We start from the raw sequence: 21146 nt of genomic DNA, 5'->3' as shown, positions 1-21146 counted from the left end.
TTATGGAAGTCCTCCAACTCACAGCCACCCAGTTCATCAAGCCGATGTCCACGGGCCGGAATCGCCCGCTGTTGCTCGGTTGCGAGAACGCCGGCGGTGACACGTTTGAAGTAGTGGTAAAGTTTCGCGGACGGGAGATGGATGAGAAAGCGCAGGTCGCCGAGTTGGTCACCGCTCAATTGGCCGATGATCTTGGATTACATGTCCCGCAAGCCGCCGTGGTGGATGTGCCGGTTGGGTTCGAGATGATTATTGCTGAAAAAGAATTGGCGGTGATGGTAAAAGGCAGTGCCGGCTTAAATTTTGGTTCAGTTCATCTTGGTGCGGGATTTACAACTTGGCCGCCCGGACGTGAACCTTACGGCGCGCAACGGGATCAAGCCGCGGACGTATTTGTCTTTGACACTTTGATTCAGAACGCGGATCGCCGGGCAGTGAATCCCAACCTTTGGGCGCGTTCGGATCGCCTTGGCATTTACGACCACGAATTGGCTTTTCGGTTTTTGGCCGTGCCGATTATTGGCGGAGCGCCGAAGCCGTGGGCAGTGGCGAATCACGGCAAAGCCTTTGGGTTTCTTGACCATCACATTTTCTATCGGAGTCTGCGCGGCGGGCGGCTGGATCTCGGGCCGTTCAAAGAAGCACTTGGCGCAATGACTGACGAACAGATTCAAACTTATGCAGACTCCATTCCGGCGGCGTGGCGGAACCAAAGCGACTTTTGCGACCGGATTATGGAATATCTGCGCGAGGCTCGCGAACAGAGGGAATCTTTGATACAGTTTATTAAACACTTACTACGATGAAAACGAACTACAGCACCATCATACTTCGCTACGTCCATGACGTGGCGACCGGCGAGTTTGCCAACATCGGGGTCGTGCTCTACGCACCCGAGCAACGGTTTCTCGAAGCGCGCTTCGCGACCTCGTACGAACGGCTGAATGCAATTTTTCTGAAGATTGATCATCTGCATTTTCGCGCCTTGATGCGTTACATGGCGAATCGGTTTGAACAACTTGGCGGGGAGATTCGCGATGGCTTGAATGTTCCACCAGTGACTGCGCTCAAGGAAATTGTCCGTCAAGTGCTGCCACCGGACGACAGTTCGCTGCAATGGTCTGAACAGGGCGGCGGTTTCACAGAAGATGCGGCGAAGGCAATGGACGAATTGTTCAAGCGGTTGGTGGAACGATACGTCGCGGGAGCGGAACAGGTGAGCCGGAGCGACGAGGAAATTGCGAAACCGTTCAAAGCAAGGCTTGGCAAGACGGCAGAAAAGTTGGCGGAAAAGACTATTGAAACGAAAGATTATCAATACGACTTCCGCTTCGCGTGGAAGAATGACATCTGGCATCTGTACGAGCCGGTCTCATTTGATCTGGTTGATCCGGGCAGCATCCGTGAGAAGGCGAACAAATGGCTTGGCCGCGGAGTGGCGCTGCATGACTCGCGCGAGAAATTCAAGATTCACTTCCTGCTGGGCGAGCCGCGCCAGGATGAAACCAGGAAGGCGTTTGAGAACGCGATCCATCTCTTGGGCAAGATTCCGGGGCATAAGCAACTCGTCCGCGAGAATGAACTCGAGCACTTCGCGGAGCACGTCGCGGAAGAAATCGGCAGTCAGGATGCGACCGAAATGGTATTGCGGGACAAATCGAAGACCTGATGAGTTCCCGCTTTACCGAGTCCGTTGTCGAAGACGCTGCTTTGGCGTGGCTCGGCGAGCTTGAGTATTCGGTGTTGCACGGGCCGGAGATTGCGCCGGGTGAACTGGCGGCAGAACGAGCGGGCTTCGGTGAGACGGTGCTGGCGGAACGGTTGCGGGCGGCGCTGCGCAAACTGAATCCCACGCTGCCAACGGATGCACTGGAAGAGGCGTTCCGCAAAGTCACAGTGCCGCAACATCCATCGCTCATCGCCAACAACCGCGCGTTTCATAGGATGCTGGTGGATGGCATCACAGTCGAGTGCCGGCGCAAAGATGACAGCATCGGCGCAGAGATTGTCCGGCTGATTGATTTGCACGACCCGGCGGCGAACGACTGGCTGGCGGTGAATCAGTACACGATCATTGAAGGTCAGCACAACCGCCGACCTGATACCGTGGTTTTCGTCAACGGCCTGCCGCTCGGTGTCGTTGAATTGAAGAACGCAGCGGATGAGCAAGCGGACATCTGGGCGGCCTTCAATCAACTTCAGACTTACAAGCAGCAGATTCCCTCGCTCTTCATTCACAACGCCGTGCTGATTATTTCGGATGGAATCGAAGCCCGCATCGGCACAATCAGCGCGGACAAAGAACGGTTCATGCCGTGGCGCACGATTGAGGGCGAGACGGTCGCTCCCGCTTCGATGCCGCAACTGGAAGTGTTGTTGCGCGGCGTGTTCGACAAGCGCCGGTTTCTCGATCTCGTCCGGCATTTCATCGTGTTCGAGGATGATGGCAAAGATGTCATCAAGAAGCTGGCGGGCTATCATCAATTCCACGCGGTCAGAACGGCGGTGGAAGAAACCATTCGGGCTGCGGGTGTCGGCGAATTGGTTTTGAAAGAGCCCGATGGGGGTTATTTCGCGAAGCCGCAGCCTGGCGGCGAAACCGGTGACAAGCGCGTGGGCGTGGTCTGGCACACGCAGGGATCGGGTAAGACGCTCACGATGGTTTTCTATTCCGGCAAGCTCGTGCTGGAACCGGTGATGGAGAATCCTACGCTGGTTGTGCTGACCGACCGCAACGATCTGGACGACCAGCTTTTCGGAACTTTTTCGCGCTGCCACGAATTGCTGCGCCAGAAACCGCAACAGGCAACCAGCCGGGACCATTTGCGCGAGTTGCTCAAGGTGGCGAGCGGCGGCGTGATCTTCACCACCATTCACAAGTTTTTTCCCGACGAGAAAGGCGGTCGCCATCCGCTGCTTTCCGACCGGCGCAACATCGTCGTCATTGCCGACGAAGCGCACCGCAGCCAATACGATTTCATCGACGGCTTCGCGCGGCACATGCGCGATGCGCTGCCGAACGCCTCGTTCATCGGCTTCACCGGCACGCCCATCGAGAAGAGCGACGCCAACACGCGGTCGGTCTTCGGCGACTACATTTCCATTTACGACATTCAGCGCGCGGTGGAAGACAGGGCCACCGTGCCGATTTATTACGAGGGCCGTCTGGCGAAGCTGGAGTTGAAGCCGGAAGAACGTCCGAAGATTGACCCGAACTTCGAGGAAGCCACCGAAGGCGAAGAACTCGACCACAAGGAAAAGCTCAAGACGAAGTGGGCGGCGCTGGAGGCGGTAGTCGGGGCGGAGAAACGGCTCGGCCTCGTCGCCGAGGATTTCGTGAAGCATTGGGACGCGCGCCTGGAGGTGATGGACGGCAAGGCGATGATCGTCTGCATGAGCCGGCGCATTTGCCACGAACTCTACGAGGCCATCCGCAAATTGCGCCCCGACTGGAATCACAAGGACGACGACAAAGGCGTGATCAAGATTGTGATGACCGGATCGGCGTCAGATCCGCTGGCGTGGCAGGATCACATTCGCAACAAACCCCGGCGCGAGGCGCTGGCCAAGCGATTCAAGAATCCGCAAGACCCGTTGAAGATCGTGCTCGTGCGCGACATGTGGCTGACGGGCTTCGATGCGCCCAGCCTGCACACCATGTACGCGGACAAGCCCATGCGCAGTCACGGCCTCATGCAAGCCATCGCGCGCGTAAACCGCGTGTTTAAGGACAAGCCGGGCGGGTTGGTCGTGGATTATCTCGGTCTCGCTCAAGAGTTGAAAGAAGCGCTGGCGGTTTACACGGAGAGCGGCGGCACGGGCGAGACCGCGATTGACCAGGAAGAAGCCGTGGTGGCGATGCGGATGCACTACGAGCGATGTTGCGATTTCTTCCACGGTTTCAATTGGTCGGCGTGGAAGACTGGAACGCCTGCGCAGAAGTTAAGCCTGCTGCCCGCCGCGCAGGAGCATTTGCTCGCGAAAGCCGCAGAGGAAACGAAGCCGGAAGAACACAAGCAAAAATTCATGCAAGCAGTCACGGATTTGTCCAAAGCCTTCGCACTCGCCGTGCCGCACGAGAAGGCCATCGAGATTCGTGACGACGTAGGATTCTTTCAGGCCGTGCGCACGGTGCTGGCAAAAGGTGATGGTGAAAAGAGGAAGTCAGACGACGAGATGAATTTCGCCATCCGGCAAATCATTTCGCGTGCGGTCGCATCCGATGAAGTGATGGACATCTTCGCAGCCGCCGGCCTCAAGAGACCGGATATCTCAATCTTGTCTGACGAGTTCCTTGCGGAAGTTCGGAATTTGCCGCACAAGAACCTCGCAGTCGAAACGCTGCGAAAGCTGCTCAACAACGAAATCAAGATACGCTCGCGCAAGTTTCTCATCCAGTCGCGCTCGTTCTCCGAAATGCTCGAAGCTTCCATCCGCAAATACCAGAACCGGGCCATCGAAACCGCTGCTGTCATCGAAGAGTTGATTGCGTTGGCGAAGCAAATGCGCGAAGCCGCCCAGCGTGGCGCAGGTCTGGGCCTGAGCGATGACGAAGTCGCCTTTTACGACGCGCTCGAAGTGAACGACAGCGCCGTGAAAGTATTGGGCGACGAAAACCTCCGCTTCATCGCCCGCGAACTGCTGAAAACCATTCGCGAGAACGTAACCATTGATTGGACCGCCAAAGAATCTGTCCGCGCCAAGCTCCGCGTCATGGTTAAACGCATCCTCCGCAAATACGGCTATCCGCCCGACAAGCAGGAGAAGGCCACGCAAACCGTCTTGCAACAGGCCGAATTGCTCTGTGCGGATTGGGCCGAGTGAGTTTGGCATCAGTTGCCCACATCGCACGGCGTAGCCACGGCCTTCAGCGCCGGTGTTCGCTGGCGGTAAGCCCGACGTCAGTGTTGCGCGCACGCAGCGTGGGCAGTGGGGGCAGACGCAGGAACATCGGCAGGAAACGGTAGTAAGGCGGCGCTGCGCCGAGCCAGTAAAGCGCCTGATTGAACCAGCGCTCGGCGGTCGAGCCGTTTTCCTCCGCGCCATGCACGATGGTCGGACAGCGTCCGCTGGCGCGGTTGATCCGCCCCAGCAACCACGCTTCGTCCAGTGCCGGGGAAAAATAAAACATGGGCTCGCAAAGATCACGGTCCGCCGCAATGTAGCCCGTGGCCACGGCGTGCCGGGCCAGATCGGTGCCCGGCAGAATGCGCACGCCGGTCATCATCACCGTCAGGAATCGCTTCCAATTCAAATGCTCCTCTACGAACGACACGGTTTCCTCGGCCGTCGCGTTGGTTTCTCCGGGGCCGCCAAACAGAAAAAACCAGGTGCAACGTATGCCGGATTCGCGCGCCCAGCGCGCCGTGTTCCGCACCTGCTCGACGGTGAAGCCTTTGCGCAGGTTGCCAAGCATCGCCGCGCTCGCGCTGTCGGGTGTGATGACTAGCGAGATGAAACCGGCACGTTTCATGAGGGTGAACAGTTCCTCGGAAAGTGTCAGCGGATTGATGCCCACGGCGGACAAGTTTACGCGCAGTTTCCGGCGGAGGACTTCCTCGCAGATCCCGCGCGCGTGGCTTTCGGGAACGTTGAACGTCGAGTCGGTGAACTCGAATGTCCGCGGTCCGATGGTCGCGAGCACGTGCTCGATTTCATCCACCACGTCGGCGGCGGCTCGCTGGCGGAGGCGGTGGCCTTCCATCACGGGATAGTTGCAATAGAGACACTGCAGCGGGCACCCGCGTTTGGTGTGAATGGCCCAGGTGCCGCCGCCCCGTTCGTAGGCGCGCCATTTGACCCAGTCACCCATGCCGGAACTTCCAAAGGTCTCCTGATGCACCGGCGGAATCGATTTGATGCGCGCGCCGTCGCGATAGCACAACCCGCTGATGCCTTCGAATTCGCGCTGCCCCGCGAGAGCGGAGAGAAGTTCGGGAAACGCCTCCTCCCCTTCGCCCACAATCGCGAAATCAGCGTCGAGCCTTTCCAGTGCGACCGGTCCGAGAATTGAGATCGCCGGGCCGCCGAGAACAATGCGGGCGGGGCTGTTTGCCCGGACGGTGGCTAGAATGGCGTCGAGTTCATCGAGATGCCACGCCACGCGCTGGGCCACGACGTTGTCGATGTTGCGCACGGAAATACCGACCACGTCCGGTTTGAACTCACGCAGCGCCCGGCGCAGGTCGGCTTCCGGATTCCGGCTGACCATCAGATCCACAAACCGAACGGCGTGTCCGGCAGCGCGGGTCGCAGTGGCGACATAGCTCAGGCCGATCGGCGGCGTCGGCTCGAGGATGCGGGTGCGGTTGGAATAGACGAGAAGAACCCGAAGCGCGACCGCTCGTCCGGGAATGCTGCCGGCGTTCATCTGAAGTTGGTTGATCTGATGGTTCAATTATTCCACCACCACGACGTTGTGAATTGGCACCTCGGCCACGGTGAAGCGCGTCTCGCCGTTGGCATGCTTGAATTCTAGCGACCGACCACCGGGTTCGACCGTGATGCGCTTCGGGCGTGAACCGGCGCGCAGCGTCACTTGCAGCGGACCCACCGGCGCAATTTCATCCACGAATGGCTGTGTGGCGTGCGGACCGGAAGTGTTGACCAGGTGAACCTGCAGCTTGCCATGGTTGCGCGCGAGCGAGACGTCCACGTTATGCGAACCGCTCACCTCGACCATCGGCTTTGGAAAAAGCTCTCCTGCAATCGCGTCGAGGAAATCCCGCGCCGCCGGCGTCTTCCCATCGGCGCAACGTTCGCCGACATTCAACCACACGGCGGCGATGCTTCCCTGGCCCAGCCGCGTAATCGTGGCCGCCGGACGGGCCGGGCTGTTCGTTTCATCCGTGGATCGGAACGCGCCGAAAGTTCTGACCCCGCGCCCCAGCTTCACGCCTTGCCACAGCGTTGCCAGATCGGCTTTGTTCGCTCCGTGTTCGAGACGGATCGAAGTCTTGACTGGCTCGGGGTCATCAGGAACCACGTCGAGTTCCTTCACGAATTGCGCGGCGGCCTTCGGTCCCACCACGAGCAGGCGGCCGCCGCGTTTCACGTAAGCAACAAGCTCGTCGCGGAAGTCGGCGTCGAGGTATTCACATTCCGGCAGGACGATGAGCGGCCAGTCGGACATGTGGCCGTGCAGGTGATGCTCGCTTATTATTTGCAGGCAGTGCCGCGATTCAACCAAGCCTTGCAGCACGCCGCGCAGCGATCGGACCGTTGGGCTGTTTGGCGTGAAGAGCTGCGGACTCTGGCGGTAGTGCGACGCACGGGAGTAGAGCAAGGCGATCTGCGGCACGACGACGGCGCGGTGACAAAGTTTCTGTCGCTCGCGGCAGAACTTTGCCACCTCGGCCATCACATCCATCTTGGTCAGTTCCACAGAGCCATCGCGACCCTGCGAGAAGTAAGCCTGGAAACCGCCGCCCTGCGCGAGCACCAGCGCCGCTTCGCGTTGCAGTTGCACCGCCGACTTGAAATGGCGCGGCACGTTCTTTGCATTGGCGAACGACCACGCCATGAGGTCCCACGGTTTACCCTGATTGGCGAAGCAACGCGCGGAGAAACGCGCGGAGTTGACGCTGTTCTCTGGAGAGAAGTCGCCGGACAAGAACGCGACCGGCGCGGAGACCGGCTCCGGCATGTGTTCGCTGAAAGCCCAGTTGCTCGCGATTTCGAAATCCGGATTCGTGCGCTTCACCTCGGCGAGATAATGGCGGAGATATTTCCGGAAGGCTTCGCGCTGAAACTCCATCCACTCGAACCAATGTGGATCGCTCCTTCTGCGCGGCACGTCGGTGAATCCGGTGGCTGCGGTGAACGCCTTGACCGAAGCCTCGCCGTAATCCGGCACCGTGGCCCAACACTCACCGTCCACCCACGCGCCATCGACGTGATACTCGCCGGCGAGTTCACGCAACTGCGGAATGAGCAATCGATCCACGTAAGGGCCGAAGACGGACGTGGCGTTCGGATTCGTTTTGCCATCCGCGTTAATGACCGCCCAGTCCGGATGGAGTTGAATGGCGCGCGAATCCCACACACCGGAATAATGCATGTAGAGCGCGACCCCGCGTTCCGCGGTGACCTTGCGCCAGACGCGCAACGGGTCGCCGACGAAACCCGGCGCCGGGTTGCCGACCTTCGTCGGGTAGCTCGAAAATCCGGGGTGCCCCTTGCAATCAATTTGAAGGTAGTCCGGCTTCACTTTGTCGAGAATCGCTGCGACCATTTCTGGCGTCGTGTTTTTCCCGACTTCGGTGCAATCCGGGCCGGCGTGGAAATCGAAGTGAATGCCGAGAAAGCTCTCGGAGCGCTTGAGACGTCGGGGAGAGTTGGACGTATCAGCGGCAGTTAACTCTGCCACACCCGGCAAGGTCGCCATCAGGAAGCACCAAAGTGCCGGGTTTGTGATGGTGCGCCACACGTGCGTTGGAGTTTTTGGTTCAAGTGTGGTCATAATATCTTTCGCGCTCTGATCCGGCCTACCCACCGATCGTGGTGTCAGTCGTACCGCCTTGCGTGGGGGCGGGCGCCCGCCGACCGGATTCACGCTGCGACTCTACCAACGCGCCGGAACTAATCGCGCAAGTTTTGCCTGGCTAGACGGCTGCCGCCACACACTTTTGCAAATCGCGCATTAATCCGGCTTGCTCGCTGCCGTCAGTCGCGCGGGTGGTTCGATCAGCAATTCCGCCCAGGCCCGGCGCAGGTGTTCCAACTCCTGCTCCTGTTCCGGACTGAACGTGCCGGTGCGTTGGGCGTAAGTATCCATCCACGTGACGAACCGGTCGAGGTTGGCGCGGTCGAGCTTTACGCCGGCGTGACCGGCGGGATCGGCGAGCTTGCGCAGGACCGCGCTTTGGATCGCGGGATTGTGGCCTTCGGTTGAAACGCCGTCCCGGTAGGCGGACACGACGAGGTCGTTCAAACTCGGCTTGCCAGCCAGCGTGAGTGATTTGTAGGCGTGCTCCGGCGTGAGATCAAACTTTGCGGCTTCCACGTCGTCGCTCTTCGGGTTGTGGCAACTCACACATTGCGCATCGAGCACGGGCTGGATGAGTTTGTCGAAGCGCATCGTCCAAGAGCCTTCCGGCCCGACGGTAATCTTGGACGGCTCGCGCAAGGACGCGAGCGGCGAGGCGGACGGTGGCGGTGTGTCTTTGCGCGGATCATGGCAGCCGGTGCAACTCAAGGTTTGTCCGGGCTGAACGTGGGTGGCGCTGCGCATCGTCTGCACCGCCATGCCGCGCGCGTCGAGCGCCTGGAAGAAAAACGCCACGCCCGACGGCACACGGAAGTACGCCGAGCCGTCCGCCTCCACCGGCACCGTGCCGAGCACCGCTTTGCCGGGATCGTCGTGAGTGAGGCCCATCACCGGCTGGTTCATCCACGGCTGCGTCTTGGCCGGGATGGCGATGATGCGTAGCGCCTTCACGTCGCCGCGCTGAACGGTCTTCAATCCGCGCGTCACATCGGCCACGAGAAAGCGGCCTTCCTGCGGGCCGTCCCATTTCACGTTGCTCGCGATCACCGGCGGACGCGGCTGCGGCTTTAGCGGGATGGGATACATCGAGGAAATTTCCGGGTCGCGGTAGAGCAATTCAAGTCCGCTGTCAGTGTTGAAAAGATAAAGGCCCATGCCGTTCTTCGGGCGCTCCTTGCCTTCGCGCATTTCCTCTTCCACGCCCCACGCGACGAGATGCGTGCGTTCGGAGAGCGGCCAGGGATTCGCGTAGAACGCACGCGGCCAGCCTTCGATTTCGGGGAACGGCGTCTCCGGCGTCAGGCGTGTGATGGGCGCTTCGCCTTCGGTGCCGACCGCCGGGTTGAGCAACACCAGACTGCCCATCGTCTGCGAGTGGTGGCCCGAAGCGGTGAAGATGATTTTGTCCGAACCGGGAATCGCGCGCGGCTCGAACGTGCAGTGCGGGGCTTTCGTGTAATTGCCATAAATGAGCCGGGCGTTGATGCCGTCGGGATTGATGGACCAGAGGCTCATGTAGGGCATGTTGTCGCGGTCCACGTAATCCCAGCGCGAATAGAGGATCGTGCCGTCGCGCGCGACGCTCGGCTCCCACTCGAACATCTCGAAAGGGGAAATCGGCGTGAGGTCGCCGCCGTCGGCGTTCATGGTGTGCAGCGTGTAAACCGCCACGGGCCGGCTGGCGTCGCCGCCGCAGCGCACGTAGCAATCCGGCAGATCGTTCTTCGCCAGCGTGGCGGCGGCGCTGGCCTTGCCGACCTGGAGGAACTGCCCGCGCCGCGTCGAGAGGAAGACGATGCGGCCGTCAGGCAGATAGCGCGCGTCAAAGTTGTCGTATTTGCCGTGGGTGAGCCGGCGCACGCCGGAGCCATCGGCGTTCATTTCAAAAACGTGGTAGAAGGCGTCCTCGGGCACGTTGGCCTTGTTCAACTTGTCCTTCTCCTTCGCCAGTTCCGGATAATGTTTGCACCAGGCGAACAAAATTTTCTTCGCGTCGAACGACAGCGCGGGGCGCATGAAACTTCCCGGCTCTTTGAACGCGGCGTCAGTCAGGCACTCGGCCCGTGGGATAACATCGCCAGCCGCCGGATCGTTGTTGCTCGCGCCTATCCCACGGGCCGAGGTGGTGGCTGGACCGTTTTTCAGTCCGCGCAAAATGTAAATGCCGCCGCCAGGCCGCGACCACCAGCCGTAATTCTGATCGGACATGTGGCTGTAACTGCCGGGCACGCGCTTGGTAAACAGCAGCGCGTCGAAGTCGAGCAGCGGACTGGCGAGGGCGAACTGGCGTTGCTGCGCGCGGGATTCGAGGTAGAGGGATTGAGCGGAAGCGTTGGCGGGGAGCGTGGAGAGTCTTCGTTTCAGGAGACTGAGTTGCTTCATTAAGGCGCGTGAGTTCTTGAGAAGTGACCTTGGCTCTCCCTCACCCCGGCCCTCTCCCGCTAGGAGAGGGAGAACGCCAGGTCCGCTCAACATCCGCTCGCAATTTGCCAGCACCCGGCGCGTTTCCGCCACCCAATCCACCGGGCGATCGTTGCGCGCGTGGGCTGTGGACCACTGGCTGAGGCTGCTCTGGTCGGCGGGTTTGCGGAGCGCGAGATTGCCGCCGGACTTGCCGATGACTTCCACTTCATCGAGATGGAGAAACGTCCGCGCCGGAAGCTGGATGCGAACGAAGCGCGCCGCCGTGTCGGTCAATCGCACCACCAGCGGCGAACGGTCCGGCATCCGGTAGCCGTAGAACACGCGGCCATTATGGCGATAAGCCTCGTGCCACTCCGCGCCGTCGTTGGACAGTAAGATCTGGAAGTTCGCGGCGCGAGCGGCAATGTCCTCGCTCTCCGCGCGATTCCAGACGCGGACTTGCGACAACGGAAAAACTTTTCCGAGATCCACCTGCCACCACGGATGGTTGTCCTCGGCCGTGTGGAAACCCCACTTGCCGTTCGTCACACCATCGCAGCCGCCCGCCGCGTCGTCGCGGGTCGAGAGGGTCGCGGCTTGCTGCCCCTCGGTGTGCAGTTGCGCTTCGAGCAACCACTCTTTTTCGAGCAACTGCTGCCACGCGTTCGCATCGCCCAAGGTTGCGGCGGCAAAAGTACTGAAGCCCGCCAGCAAAAAGGCGAGCGCCGTGAGTTGGAGTCGTGATGTTTTCATAATCAGGTCCTGAGTTCGGCTTTTTCGCGCAGCGGTTCGCCGAGCGCTTCGACGTCGCAGCGCATTTGTTCGAGGTCGTCCGGAGCGAGACGCAAGTTTCCAGCCGCGGCATTCTCCAGGGCCTGCTCCACGCGGCGCGCGCCGCACAACACGTGCGTCACGCCCGGCTGCGCTGCGGTCCAGGCGATGACCAGATGGACAAGTGTGCAGGAGTATTTTTTCGTGAGATCGCGCCAGCCGTCGAGCAGGTCGAGAACACGCCGGCGGTTCGGCAATGCCAGCCACGGATTCCACGCCTCGTTGCTGCGAAACTCGTCTTTGCCGAACACGCGATCCATGCCCACCTTGCCCGTGAGCAATCCCTGTTCGAGCGACATGTAGGTGAGGGTGGCGACGTTCCGCTGCGCGCAAAGCGGAAGAATGTCTTTCTCCGGGTCGCGATGGAGCATCGAATAGCGGAACTGGTCGCTCACCACGCGGCTCGCGCTGGCGCGAAGGTTCTCCTCGAGTTCATCAGAGGAAACATTGCAGACGCCGAGGGCGCGAATCTTCCCGGCGTCGCACAGTTTGAGCAGGCAGGCGATCGTGTCGGCGATGGGTGTGAAGTCCGGCGGCACGGAGGGCCAGTGCGTCTGGTAAAGATCAATGCAATCCACGCCGAGTCGCTTCAGGCTGCGCTCGATTTCGATCTGAATTGTGTCCGGTCGCAAGCTGCGGCGCATGATGCGACCATCGAACTCCGTGAAGAACGAACCGCGGTCGTCATCGGTCCACAGCCCGCACTTGGTGGCGAGGATGACCCCATCGCGTCGTCCCTTGAGCGCTTTGCCCACCACTTCTTCGCTGCGGCCCCAACCGTAGGCTGGCGCGGTGTCGATGAGATTGATGCCCGCATCAAGCGCCGCGTGGATGGTGCGAATGGACTCGGCGTCGTTGGCGTCCGTGCCCCAAGCCCTGCCGCCACCGAGCACCCAAGTGCCGAGGCCGACCACAGATGCATTCAGACCGGAGTTTCCGAGCGGACGAGTTTTCATAGCGACAACACGTATTCGACGAGGTCGTCAATTTGTTTGGGGGTCAGATGCGAGGTGACACCGTGTTTATCTTCGCGCTGGAACGTCGTGAAAATGTCCCGGATGGTCGCGGCGCGGCCGTCGTGCAGATACGGTCCGCTGCGCCACACTTCGATGAGCGACGGTGTGTCGAAGCGATCCGTGGGTTGGTCAAACTTCCCGACCGTGCCGACGTCGTGCAGCTTCATGTCAGTGAGGAACGCGCCCTTGTGGCAATCGGCACAGGCAACCTTCTCGTCAAAGAACAACTTCTTCCCACGCTCGGCGGCCGGCGACAGCTTGCCCTTGACCAGATGCGGGCTGGGCATGGGCTTGAGCGATTTGAGGTAGTCGTCAATCGCATCTGCAACTTCGGGCGGTTGCACGGTGAAGAGGCTGAAGCGAATACCGGCGCGCACGGAGACATAAGCATTGGAGCGCACACCGAGCCACATCGAAGGCGGCGTCTGGTGGGCGAACAAAAGACTTTTAGCGCTTTTCGGATTACCGATGCCGTCGTTGAGGTTGTCCCAGTTCATTCCGTCCACGCGCGCATCGTGCGAGTGACAGCTCGAACACGCCTGCCAGCCTTGAAAGCAAATCGTGGCGTCGTTGAAGTAGAATTCGCCAAGCCGGGCGGTCGTCATCTGGGGCGCGGCGCCGAGCGGAAATGATTCAACTCGCATCGGGTCGGCGGTGAGGTCCACTTCGTTGAGCGTGTCGGAAAAATAATTCGCCACCCACGCGTGGCCGCCGGCGACGGTGACCGAGCGCGGACCTTTGCCGGGCAGCTTGAGGCGCTGGCGCACGCCGACGAGGAACGACAAGTCGTTAGGCACATCCGCCGCCGTGCGCGACGCGGCGGTGTAGTCCACAGGTTTGCCGGGATCAACCACGGCGGGCATTTTGCCGAGCTTCTCGAGCAGCGCCGGAAAATCCACCACGCTCAACTCGTGTGTGCCGGCGTGTGTGACGAGCAGTTGCCGGCCATCGCGCGTCCACGCCACCGCCCAGGGAGTCGCCGCCCCGGAATCAATGTTGTCGAACAGGACGGTGTTGAGCAGTTTCATCTCCGCGAGGTCAATGATGCTGCCGGCGCTGGTGTTGATCCAGCCGCGCTCGATTTGCGTGGTGGGCAGATGGAAGCGCGCAAGGATGTGCGCCACGACGGCGTAGCGGCCATCTGGCGAGATGCGGAGGTCGCGCAGCAACGTGCTTCCGTTGGGAAGAGGAATTTCCTTGAGCACCTTGCCCGCCGCGAGATCAATGACGCTCACGCTGGACGCCACAACATCCTCATCCGACCGTCCGGCGTGGATGTGATTCGCGACGAGGAGGTGTTTGCCGTCTGGTGTCACCGCGGCGGAAAACGGTTCGCGCGGTACGGCGATGCGCCGGACTTCTTTCAGCGTCGCAAGGTCGAAGACACTCACGTCGTTGTTGAAGCGATTGCAGACATAAAGCGTCCGTCCGTCCCGGCTGAGCACCGGTGATTGCGCTTGGTAACCCGCCGGCAATCGCTCGATCACTTTGCGCTTCGCCAAGTCCACGATGCACACGGTGCTGGCCGTCCCGGCGCAGGTGACGTAAAGCCGCGCGCCGTCCTCGGAGAGCGCCAGCCCCGAAGGCGAAGCAGTCACGGAGATCCGGGCGGTGACCTTCTTTGCAACCGAGTCAAAGACGAGAACCTCGGCGGTGGCTTCGCACGCCACGTAAAATTTGCCGCCCTCGGCCGAGGCTGTGACGACGCTGGGCGCCAGCAAGGAGTTCTGCTTCGCCGGTGTGTAGAAAACGGGATTGGCGGGCTCAGCCGAGTTGGCGATCCACGCCCCAAGCATGCAAAAGAGAAACCACGCGGCAAGGCCAAGCCGCCAAATGGTGGGTGTGCGTCGTGCGTTTGCGCGCGCGGCATTTCTTACTGGCTGGACTGCTTGCTGATGCATAATCACTTTGCCGAAACGCCCTGCCCGTGGCCCGCGCCGGCGGTGCTGACGGTCGTAGCGGTCCCTTTCCATTCACCTTCGCACACCACGCGGAAGCCGACGTTGTAAACCCGCTGCCACGGCTGGTAACTCAAGCGAAAACTGGCCGTCCCTCGCGCGGGAACATCACGCCACGAACCGCCGCGCACCACTTTCCGGCCGGTGGTGCTCCCGTCATCGCGACCGTCCGTCGCCCATGGATAAGGCGCATAGCTGGAGCGGGTCCATTCGGCGACGTTGCCGTGCATGTCTTGCAAACCCCACGCGTTCGGCGCGTAGCGTCCCGGCGCCACGGCGAGGAGCGCGCCGTCGTTGAAGCGGGTGTCTTTCGGAATCCAGTCGTCATAGGGCGTGGCGTCGGCGAGCGGCTTGTCCACAGTGTAGGGATCGCTGGCGAACTCGCGTAGTTTGGCGTCGGCGAAATTTGCGTGGCCGGAGAAGTCGGTGTCGCGCGGGCCGAAATTGAACGGCGTGGCGGCGCCGGCGCGACAGGCCCATTCCCATTGCGCCTCGGTCGGTAAAGTGAAGTGCAGGCCGGTGCGGGCGGCGAGCCAGTGACAAAACGCCATGGCCTCCTGCCAGGAGACGCGCACGACTGGCTGCGAAGGTTCATTGGCCGGATAACCGTGAATGCCGAACTGGTAAGTGTTCTTGTCCTCGACGCGGCTGTCGTGCGCCGGGTTGAAGCAGGCGAATTGCGCGTTGTTGATTTCGCACTGCGCCATCCAGAAGGCTTCCGCAATGCGGACGCGGGAGACGGGTTGTTCGTCTGGCGGACCGTCCTGGCTGCCCATAAGGAACTCGCCAGCAGGAACGCGCATCAATTCCAGGCTGATGCCGGGCGACAGTTCCAAGTGGCGTTTGTCGGACGGGCCGGACGCGGTCTGACGGCGTTTGGCCTCAGCCGCCCCAAACGGCCAGCCGGGAACTGTGGGCAGCGTGCCGGCATGCGCGGCTGCTTGGGTTTCAGCGTGGGTGGTGCGCTGATGTTCAGCCGGACCTCGCTTGCTCGCTCCGGCAGCTACCGGCACCGCCTCCGAATCATCATCCAAATTCGCGTAGCGTTTCAACAAGTCGCGGCGACGCTCGCGCTGCTTTCCGGGCGACGCGATTTCCTCGCCCCACGTGCCGTGATAGGGCGTGTTCAAATCAATCCACGTCACCAGCCGGTCCCACGCCTCGGCATCGAGTTGCACGCCGTAATGCCCCTGCTTCAGCATTTGCACAAGTTGCGTGGTGTCCGCGTGGAACTCCAGCGGTTCGAGCACGTGGAAGTCGCTTTCAATGCCCGGCCGCCGCACGTAGCGATGCAGCGCCGCGTAGCCCACCGAAAATTTTCCCGCCGTCTTCGCGTAGCCGCCGTTGCCGGGCGTGACCGAACTCCAGTCGGCCAGTTTCACGTCGCCGCGCAGGTTGGGAGGCGTGCTGCCGTCCGGTTGCGGCTTGCCGTCATGACAACTGACGCAATTCCGATCAATGACGGGCTGCACTTCGCGCGCGAAACTGAAACCCCGAACCGGTCCGCGCCACGGCGTGATGTCCGACGGCGGCTTGCCCATTGCGAGGAACGAGTTCGCAGGCGGCGCGGAATTCTGGCGGTCGTGGCAGCCGGTGCATTGCACGGTTTCGCCGGGCATCGCGGTCATCCAACTGCGCATGAGCTGGAGCGCCTTGCCTTCGGCATCGAGCGGTTGGATCGAGATGGGCATGTTCGCCGGCACGCGGAAACGCGCCGAGCCATCGGCCTCGACCGGCACGGTGCCGAGCACGCGCTTGATGTCCCACGGACCGTCCATGCCGACCACGCCCAGCAAACCGCCCATTCCCTGATAGGCGTAGTGATAGGTGAACAGGCGCAGCGCCTTCACCGTGCCGCGCGGAACGCCGCGCATCCCCTCGCCGCCATAAACATCCTGCAACACCACGATCGCGTCGGTGCGCGCCGGGTTCACGCGCTCAGGGATGACCGGCGGGCGCGTGGTCTTGCGCAGTGGGATGGGCTCCAGCAGCGCGAAGTCTGGAAGCTGCTTCAGTGGCAGGAGATTGTCGAACACGTCGGCAAGGTAAATTCCCCACGGCGCGCGCGGCGAGGGTTTGCCCGCGACGAGAAAATATTTTTCGCTCAACGGCCAGGGGTGAAGGAACTTCGGCCAGCTTTCCAATGTCAGCCCGTCGCGGATGAGCGGCTCGACTTTTTTACCGAACCCGGGAATGCGCTGCACCGCTGGCTCGCCTTCGAGCCGACCCTGCTGTGGATCAAAGACAACAAGTTCGCCCATGCGCGGGTGATCGTGGTGGCCGCCGATGACCGCGACGACCTTCGTGGGATGATTCGGAATCGGCCGCGCGTAGAAGAACGAATTCGGCCAATACGAACCGCTGCCAAGATACGCGGCCTGGCTCGTGCCGTCGGGGTTCATGGTGAAAAGCATGCGCGAGTTCGAGTGCGGCGTGTCGGCGTATTCCCAACGCGCATAAAGGACGCGACCATCGTTCATCACGGTCGGACACCAGTTGTGTTCCTGATCAAAACAAAGCTGCCGGATGTTCCGGCCATCGGCGTCCATGACGTAGAGGTTGGCGACGTGCGCACTGCCGTTCACACACGGCACGCCGACGAACATCGCGGTGGAAGTGAAGGCGACCTTGCCGTTCGGCAGATAACAGGCATCGTAGCTGTCCACGTCGGGCTGCTCGCCAGTGAGCTGGCGGGGCGAAGCTCCCGGCTGAAGTGCGAGTTCAAAAACCTGCCAGCGACCGTTCGTGCCGGGCATCGAGAACAACACGCGGTCCGCATCCCAATGCAGGTCCACGTCACCGATAAATTTTCTTCCCGGCTTGAACACCGTGCGCGGTTCGGCGTCCGCGTCGTTCCGTGACCACACACACAACTCGTCGTCATAACCGCTCCTGGGCAGGGAGCAGTTGCTTTCCCAGTTTTGTGGCAGACCGAGCGAGGGGGACTTGGCGCGTCGTTTGACCAGCAAAACGTCTTTGAAGTCCAGCAGCGGATTTGCGAGCAAGGCTTCGCGCTGGAGGGCGATGAACTTCTGACGGACATCCTCTTGCGCGGCGACGGCGGACTCAAGCTCCGCGAGTCGGGCGAAGAAGCGAGGACCGTCGCGGTAGCTTTCTCCAAACGTGCGAGCGAGATCTTCGATGGCTCGGCGCAGCGCGGGCAGGTTCACCCCGGGTTCGTGCAGCGTGAGGGTGGGAGCCGGAGCCGGGTCGGAAAGTTTGCGCGCTTTGGGCCGGTTGACCACCCAGCCGGTCGGCAGCGGCAGCGCGGAGTCGAAGCGCAGATTCATCACATGCGGGAAGGCACTGGCGCGCTCGAGCCTGAGCGTGTGTTTCCCGGCGGTCAGCCGGAACAATGCGCTTTCCTCCCACCCGGCGCCGCTCGTGTTCCACGAACCCGTTGCGCTCCGGCATACGTTCGTGATCATGCGGCCGTCCACCGAAAGGACCACCGGACGTTTGTCCGCCGCAGCGTATTGAACGCGCAGCCGGTAGTCGGTCGCATTCGGGAACTCAATCTCATATACCACGAAGACCGGCGACTCGCCACCGAACGCAACCATCGGCCCGGCGTCGGCCCATTCCTTCGTGAAGGTCTGCGCGTTACCGCGGTCAAACGCCCACGCCGGGATGGCGAAGGAGTGCGTTGGATTCTCCTCGCAGCCTGCGGTTGGTTTCGTCGTCTCGGCCGACGTCGAACCAGCCAGCCCCACGATCATCAGGCCACAGAGCCACGAAGTCATGTCCGGCAACTGAATCGTCCTGCGGCTGTTCAACGGAATATGTGGATGGCTTCGTTGCATCGTTTTCCAAACGGACACAAGGCGGCACGGGCGAACGCGCGAAACACGTCGCGAGGCTTTACAAGTGGACTACGCGGCGCGCGCCGACTACTTGACTTGGATCAAGGCTTGATAAGATTTGCATCGGCGGGCGGGCCGACAAATGCAGCAAGAAGACGTGCAATCGATTCCCGCTGCTGTTGCATTCCGCCGGGTTTCCCCCATGGAGTTCTTAAACTCGTCAGCCGTTCTTACAGCCATAACCATGCTCGTGCTTGCGCTGGCCCTGTGGAATAGGGCCGCGCGAGCGAGAGCCGGCTTGGGCTGCGGTTATTCCACAGGGCTGCCGGCAAGAGTTCAATCGCCGCACGAAATTCCTCGGGCTTTCGGGCCGCACATGAATCTCGAGCCAGCGGGCTTTGCCGGAAAAAATCTTTTCCAGGCTGCGACCGCATCCTCGGCACTTACTGCAATTGATTAAACTCTGCCCGGAGGTCATGCGTCGGCGGGAAAGATTTCCCTCAAGAACTTCCGGTTCCGAATGTAACTTTCAACGAGCTTGCCGCCGGGCGGAACGGCGCCTTCGATTTGCATCGCGCCGCGGTAGCCGATGTCGTCGAGGGCGGCGCGGACTTTCTTGAAGTCCACCTTGCCCTGGCCGAGCAGAGCCCCATTCTCTTTCATGTGGAATTCACAAATCTGGCCCTGCTTGCCCAGCCAGCGAATCCCTTTCCCAATGTCGTAGCCACGTTCTGTGGAGTTCGCTACGTCGTAATAGACCTTCACCGCCGGCGAGCCGACGCGCTCGATGATCCCGAGATGCTCCTCGGCGCTCAGCCAGCTTTCGATGCCGAGAATGACGCCGGCCTGCTCCGCTTTCGGCGCGACTTCCTTCAACCGGCGCACGGTTTCGTCCGTCCCGGCTTTGTCGTTGCGCAAATCGTTGTTGTGAAAGAACGCGAGCAGGACGACGCGGCAGCCCATCGCACGGCCGACATCAACACAATCACGGACCCAAGGAATCGTGCGCGGGTCGCTCTTGTAGGGAATATTGTTCAGTTCACCAATGGCCAGCGACAGCACCTCGACGCCGAACTTCTTCGCCGCGTCCCGGTAGCGTTGCTGCACCTCGGGGCGCCGCAAGTGCATGTCGTTGGCCAACGTCCCGAGGCTCACTTGCACGCCGTCGAGGCCAATCTGCTGGGCGACCTCCAGCGCCGCCGGGTCGGCCATTTTGCCGATGGACCAATCGCACGCGCCGATTTTGAAACGGGGCTTTGTTTCTGCGGCGAAGAGCGGCGCGAACTTTCCAAGAGCGAGGGCGGCTGCGGTGCTGGCGAGGAACTGGCGGCGATTGGTTGTCATGGGGCAAGGCGTTTCAAAGCTTCATTCTGCGTTTGAGCGTGAGCGGCGCGGGGTCCGGCTTCGTTGACCCCGGTCAAATCGTCTGAGCACGCGCTTTGGCAGCCTGCTGTTAAGCAAACTGATGGAATCGTGTCGCGCAGGACCGGCTTCGGTGTGAATTCTTGATGCAGGTCAAGGGGGTGAGTGTTGCAGTGGACAAGACTCGCCTATGAATCAGGCCATGCTAAAAACAAAATCCTTGCACACCATGAAGAAATCTCTTTCATCCGCTTCGCCTCGCATCGTTTGCGCCATTGGGATGTGCTTCTTGTTCCACTTCGCCGGGCCGGCGTTTGCCGAAGGACATCACTTCGCCTGCGCGGATTACGTTCAGGGCAAGGTTTTCATCGTGGCCGCCGACGGTCAGGTGGAGTGGGAGCATCCGGCGCCGAGTTGCAACGAACTTTGGGTGCTGCCGAATGGCAACCTCCTCTTCACGACCGGCCACGGTGTGAAGGAAGTCACGCGGGAGAAGAAGGTCGTTTTCAATTACGAGTCGAAGAGTGAGATATACGCCTGCCAGCGCCTCGCCAATGGCAACACTTTCATCGGCGAGTGCAATGCGGGCCGGTTGCTCGAAGTCGAGCCGTCGGGAAACATTGCCAAGGAAATCCGGCTGCTCCCGGAAGGAAAGGACGGCGGCCATCTCTACATGCGCAACGCCCGGCGGCTGCACAATGGCCACTACCTCGTCGCGCACTATGGCGACCAGGTCGTGCGCGAATACGACGACCACGGCAAGGTGGCACGCGAGATTCCCGCCGCGGGCGGCCCGCACAGTGTCGTGCGTCTGCCGAACGGCCACACCCTGATCGCGTGCGGCGACTTGGTGAAGGACGGCGCGCGGGTGTTTGAGGTGGGCGCCGATGGCCGGACGGTTTGGGAAATCAAGAGCCGTGACTTGCCCGACATCAGCTTGAAACTCATGACCGGCCTGCACCGACTGCCCAACAGCAACACCGTGATGTCGAACTGGCAGGGCCACGGGCAATTCGGCAGCGGCCCGCACGTCATCGAGGTGACGCCCCAGAAGCAGGTGGTCTGGAGCTTTGCCGACCACAAGACGATGAAGACGGTGTCCAGCCTCCAAGTGCTCGATGTGCCGGGCGACGCGACGAAGGGAGAAGTCTGGCACTGAGCCGTGCGCCGCCGCGCGCCGAAATCGATGATCCGGCAGAGAAGAAAATCCAGTTCCGCCAAAGCTCGTTCCAAGAAGCAACTTCCCTCGCGGCGTTGGTTCGCGCTTGGTTTGGTGGCGGTGCTA

General features: G+C 61.3%; 11 protein-coding genes. 4 read left to right on the top strand and 7 right to left on the bottom strand.

What is annotated here, in order from left to right:
* Positions 1-2: 2 nt before the first annotated feature.
* Genes HY298_27270 through HY298_27260 form a run of 3 tightly spaced genes read left to right on the top strand, consistent with a single transcriptional unit; the run spans position 3 to position 4824 of the window.
* Complete coding sequence (locus HY298_27270; protein MBI3853944.1) at positions 3-806, top strand: hypothetical protein; 804 nt, start codon at positions 3-5, stop codon at positions 804-806.
* A complete protein-coding gene (locus tag HY298_27265; protein MBI3853943.1) occupies positions 803-1669 on the top strand; it encodes a DUF3037 domain-containing protein in 867 nt (288 codons plus the stop codon). Before HY298_27270 ends, HY298_27265 begins: the two co-directional genes overlap by 4 nt.
* Positions 1669-4824: a type I restriction endonuclease subunit R gene (locus HY298_27260; GenBank protein ID MBI3853942.1), complete on the top strand. Its 3156-nt coding sequence runs from the start codon at positions 1669-1671 to the stop codon at positions 4822-4824. Before HY298_27265 ends, HY298_27260 begins: the two co-directional genes overlap by 1 nt.
* A gap of 43 nt (positions 4825-4867) precedes the next feature.
* Here the strand turns inward: HY298_27260 and HY298_27255 are convergent, their stop codons facing one another.
* The 7 genes from HY298_27255 to HY298_27225 form a co-directional block, all read right to left on the bottom strand.
* Positions 4868-6397 (bottom strand): cobalamin B12-binding domain-containing protein, encoded by a 1530-nt coding sequence (locus HY298_27255; protein MBI3853941.1) that lies wholly within the window; start codon positions 6395-6397, stop codon positions 4868-4870.
* Positions 6398-8461, bottom strand: coding sequence for a hypothetical protein (locus tag HY298_27250; GenBank protein ID MBI3853940.1), 2064 nt, complete (start codon positions 8459-8461; stop codon positions 6398-6400).
* A 180-nt stretch (positions 8462-8641) separates the two neighbouring features.
* Positions 8642-11644: a discoidin domain-containing protein gene (locus HY298_27245; GenBank protein MBI3853939.1), complete on the bottom strand. Its 3003-nt coding sequence runs from the start codon at positions 11642-11644 to the stop codon at positions 8642-8644.
* Between the two features lie 2 nt (positions 11645-11646).
* Positions 11647-12678, bottom strand: a complete 1032-nt coding sequence (locus tag HY298_27240; GenBank protein ID MBI3853938.1) for an aldo/keto reductase — start codon at positions 12676-12678, stop codon at positions 11647-11649.
* Complete coding sequence (locus HY298_27235; protein MBI3853937.1) at positions 12675-14639, bottom strand: beta-propeller fold lactonase family protein; 1965 nt, start codon at positions 14637-14639, stop codon at positions 12675-12677. The genes HY298_27240 and HY298_27235 overlap by 4 nt, the downstream gene beginning before the upstream one ends.
* 2 nt (positions 14640-14641) lie before the next feature.
* Positions 14642-18499 carry an SUMF1/EgtB/PvdO family nonheme iron enzyme gene (locus HY298_27230; protein ID MBI3853936.1) on the bottom strand — a complete coding sequence of 1286 codons (3858 nt, stop codon included), beginning with the start codon at positions 18497-18499 and terminating at the stop codon, positions 14642-14644.
* Between the two features lie 474 nt (positions 18500-18973).
* A complete protein-coding gene (locus HY298_27225; protein MBI3853935.1) occupies positions 18974-19843 on the bottom strand; it encodes a sugar phosphate isomerase/epimerase in 870 nt (289 codons plus the stop codon).
* A 298-nt stretch (positions 19844-20141) separates the two neighbouring features.
* Between HY298_27225 and HY298_27220 the strand changes: the two genes are divergently transcribed.
* Positions 20142-21020, top strand: a complete 879-nt coding sequence (locus tag HY298_27220; protein ID MBI3853934.1) for a hypothetical protein — start codon at positions 20142-20144, stop codon at positions 21018-21020.
* The last annotated feature ends 126 nt before the right edge of the window (positions 21021-21146 follow it).

The sequence above is a fragment of the Verrucomicrobiota bacterium genome (genome assembly GCA_016200005.1).
Classification (GTDB): Bacteria; Verrucomicrobiota; Verrucomicrobiia; order Limisphaerales; family PALSA-1396; genus PALSA-1396.
The sequence above is the reverse complement of the archived record's forward strand: the minus strand, read 5'-3'. Positions and strand labels throughout refer to the sequence as shown.

Coding starts and splice junctions, on each gene's coding strand:
- HY298_27240 (MBI3853938.1), bottom strand. CDS start 12,678: ATGAAAACTCGTCCGCTCGGAAACTCCGGTCTGAATGCATCTGTGGTC.
- HY298_27230 (MBI3853936.1), bottom strand. CDS start 18,499: ATGCAACGAAGCCATCCACATATTCCGTTGAACAGCCGCAGGACGATT.
- HY298_27220 (MBI3853934.1), top strand. CDS start 20,142: ATGTGCTTCTTGTTCCACTTCGCCGGGCCGGCGTTTGCCGAAGGACAT.
- HY298_27250 (MBI3853940.1), bottom strand. CDS start 8,461: ATGACCACACTTGAACCAAAAACTCCAACGCACGTGTGGCGCACCATC.
- HY298_27260 (MBI3853942.1), top strand. CDS start 1,669: ATGAGTTCCCGCTTTACCGAGTCCGTTGTCGAAGACGCTGCTTTGGCG.
- HY298_27235 (MBI3853937.1), bottom strand. CDS start 14,639: ATGCATCAGCAAGCAGTCCAGCCAGTAAGAAATGCCGCGCGCGCAAAC.
- HY298_27225 (MBI3853935.1), bottom strand. CDS start 19,843: ATGACAACCAATCGCCGCCAGTTCCTCGCCAGCACCGCAGCCGCCCTC.
- HY298_27265 (MBI3853943.1), top strand. CDS start 803: ATGAAAACGAACTACAGCACCATCATACTTCGCTACGTCCATGACGTG.
- HY298_27245 (MBI3853939.1), bottom strand. CDS start 11,644: ATGAAAACATCACGACTCCAACTCACGGCGCTCGCCTTTTTGCTGGCG.
- HY298_27270 (MBI3853944.1), top strand. CDS start 3: ATGGAAGTCCTCCAACTCACAGCCACCCAGTTCATCAAGCCGATGTCC.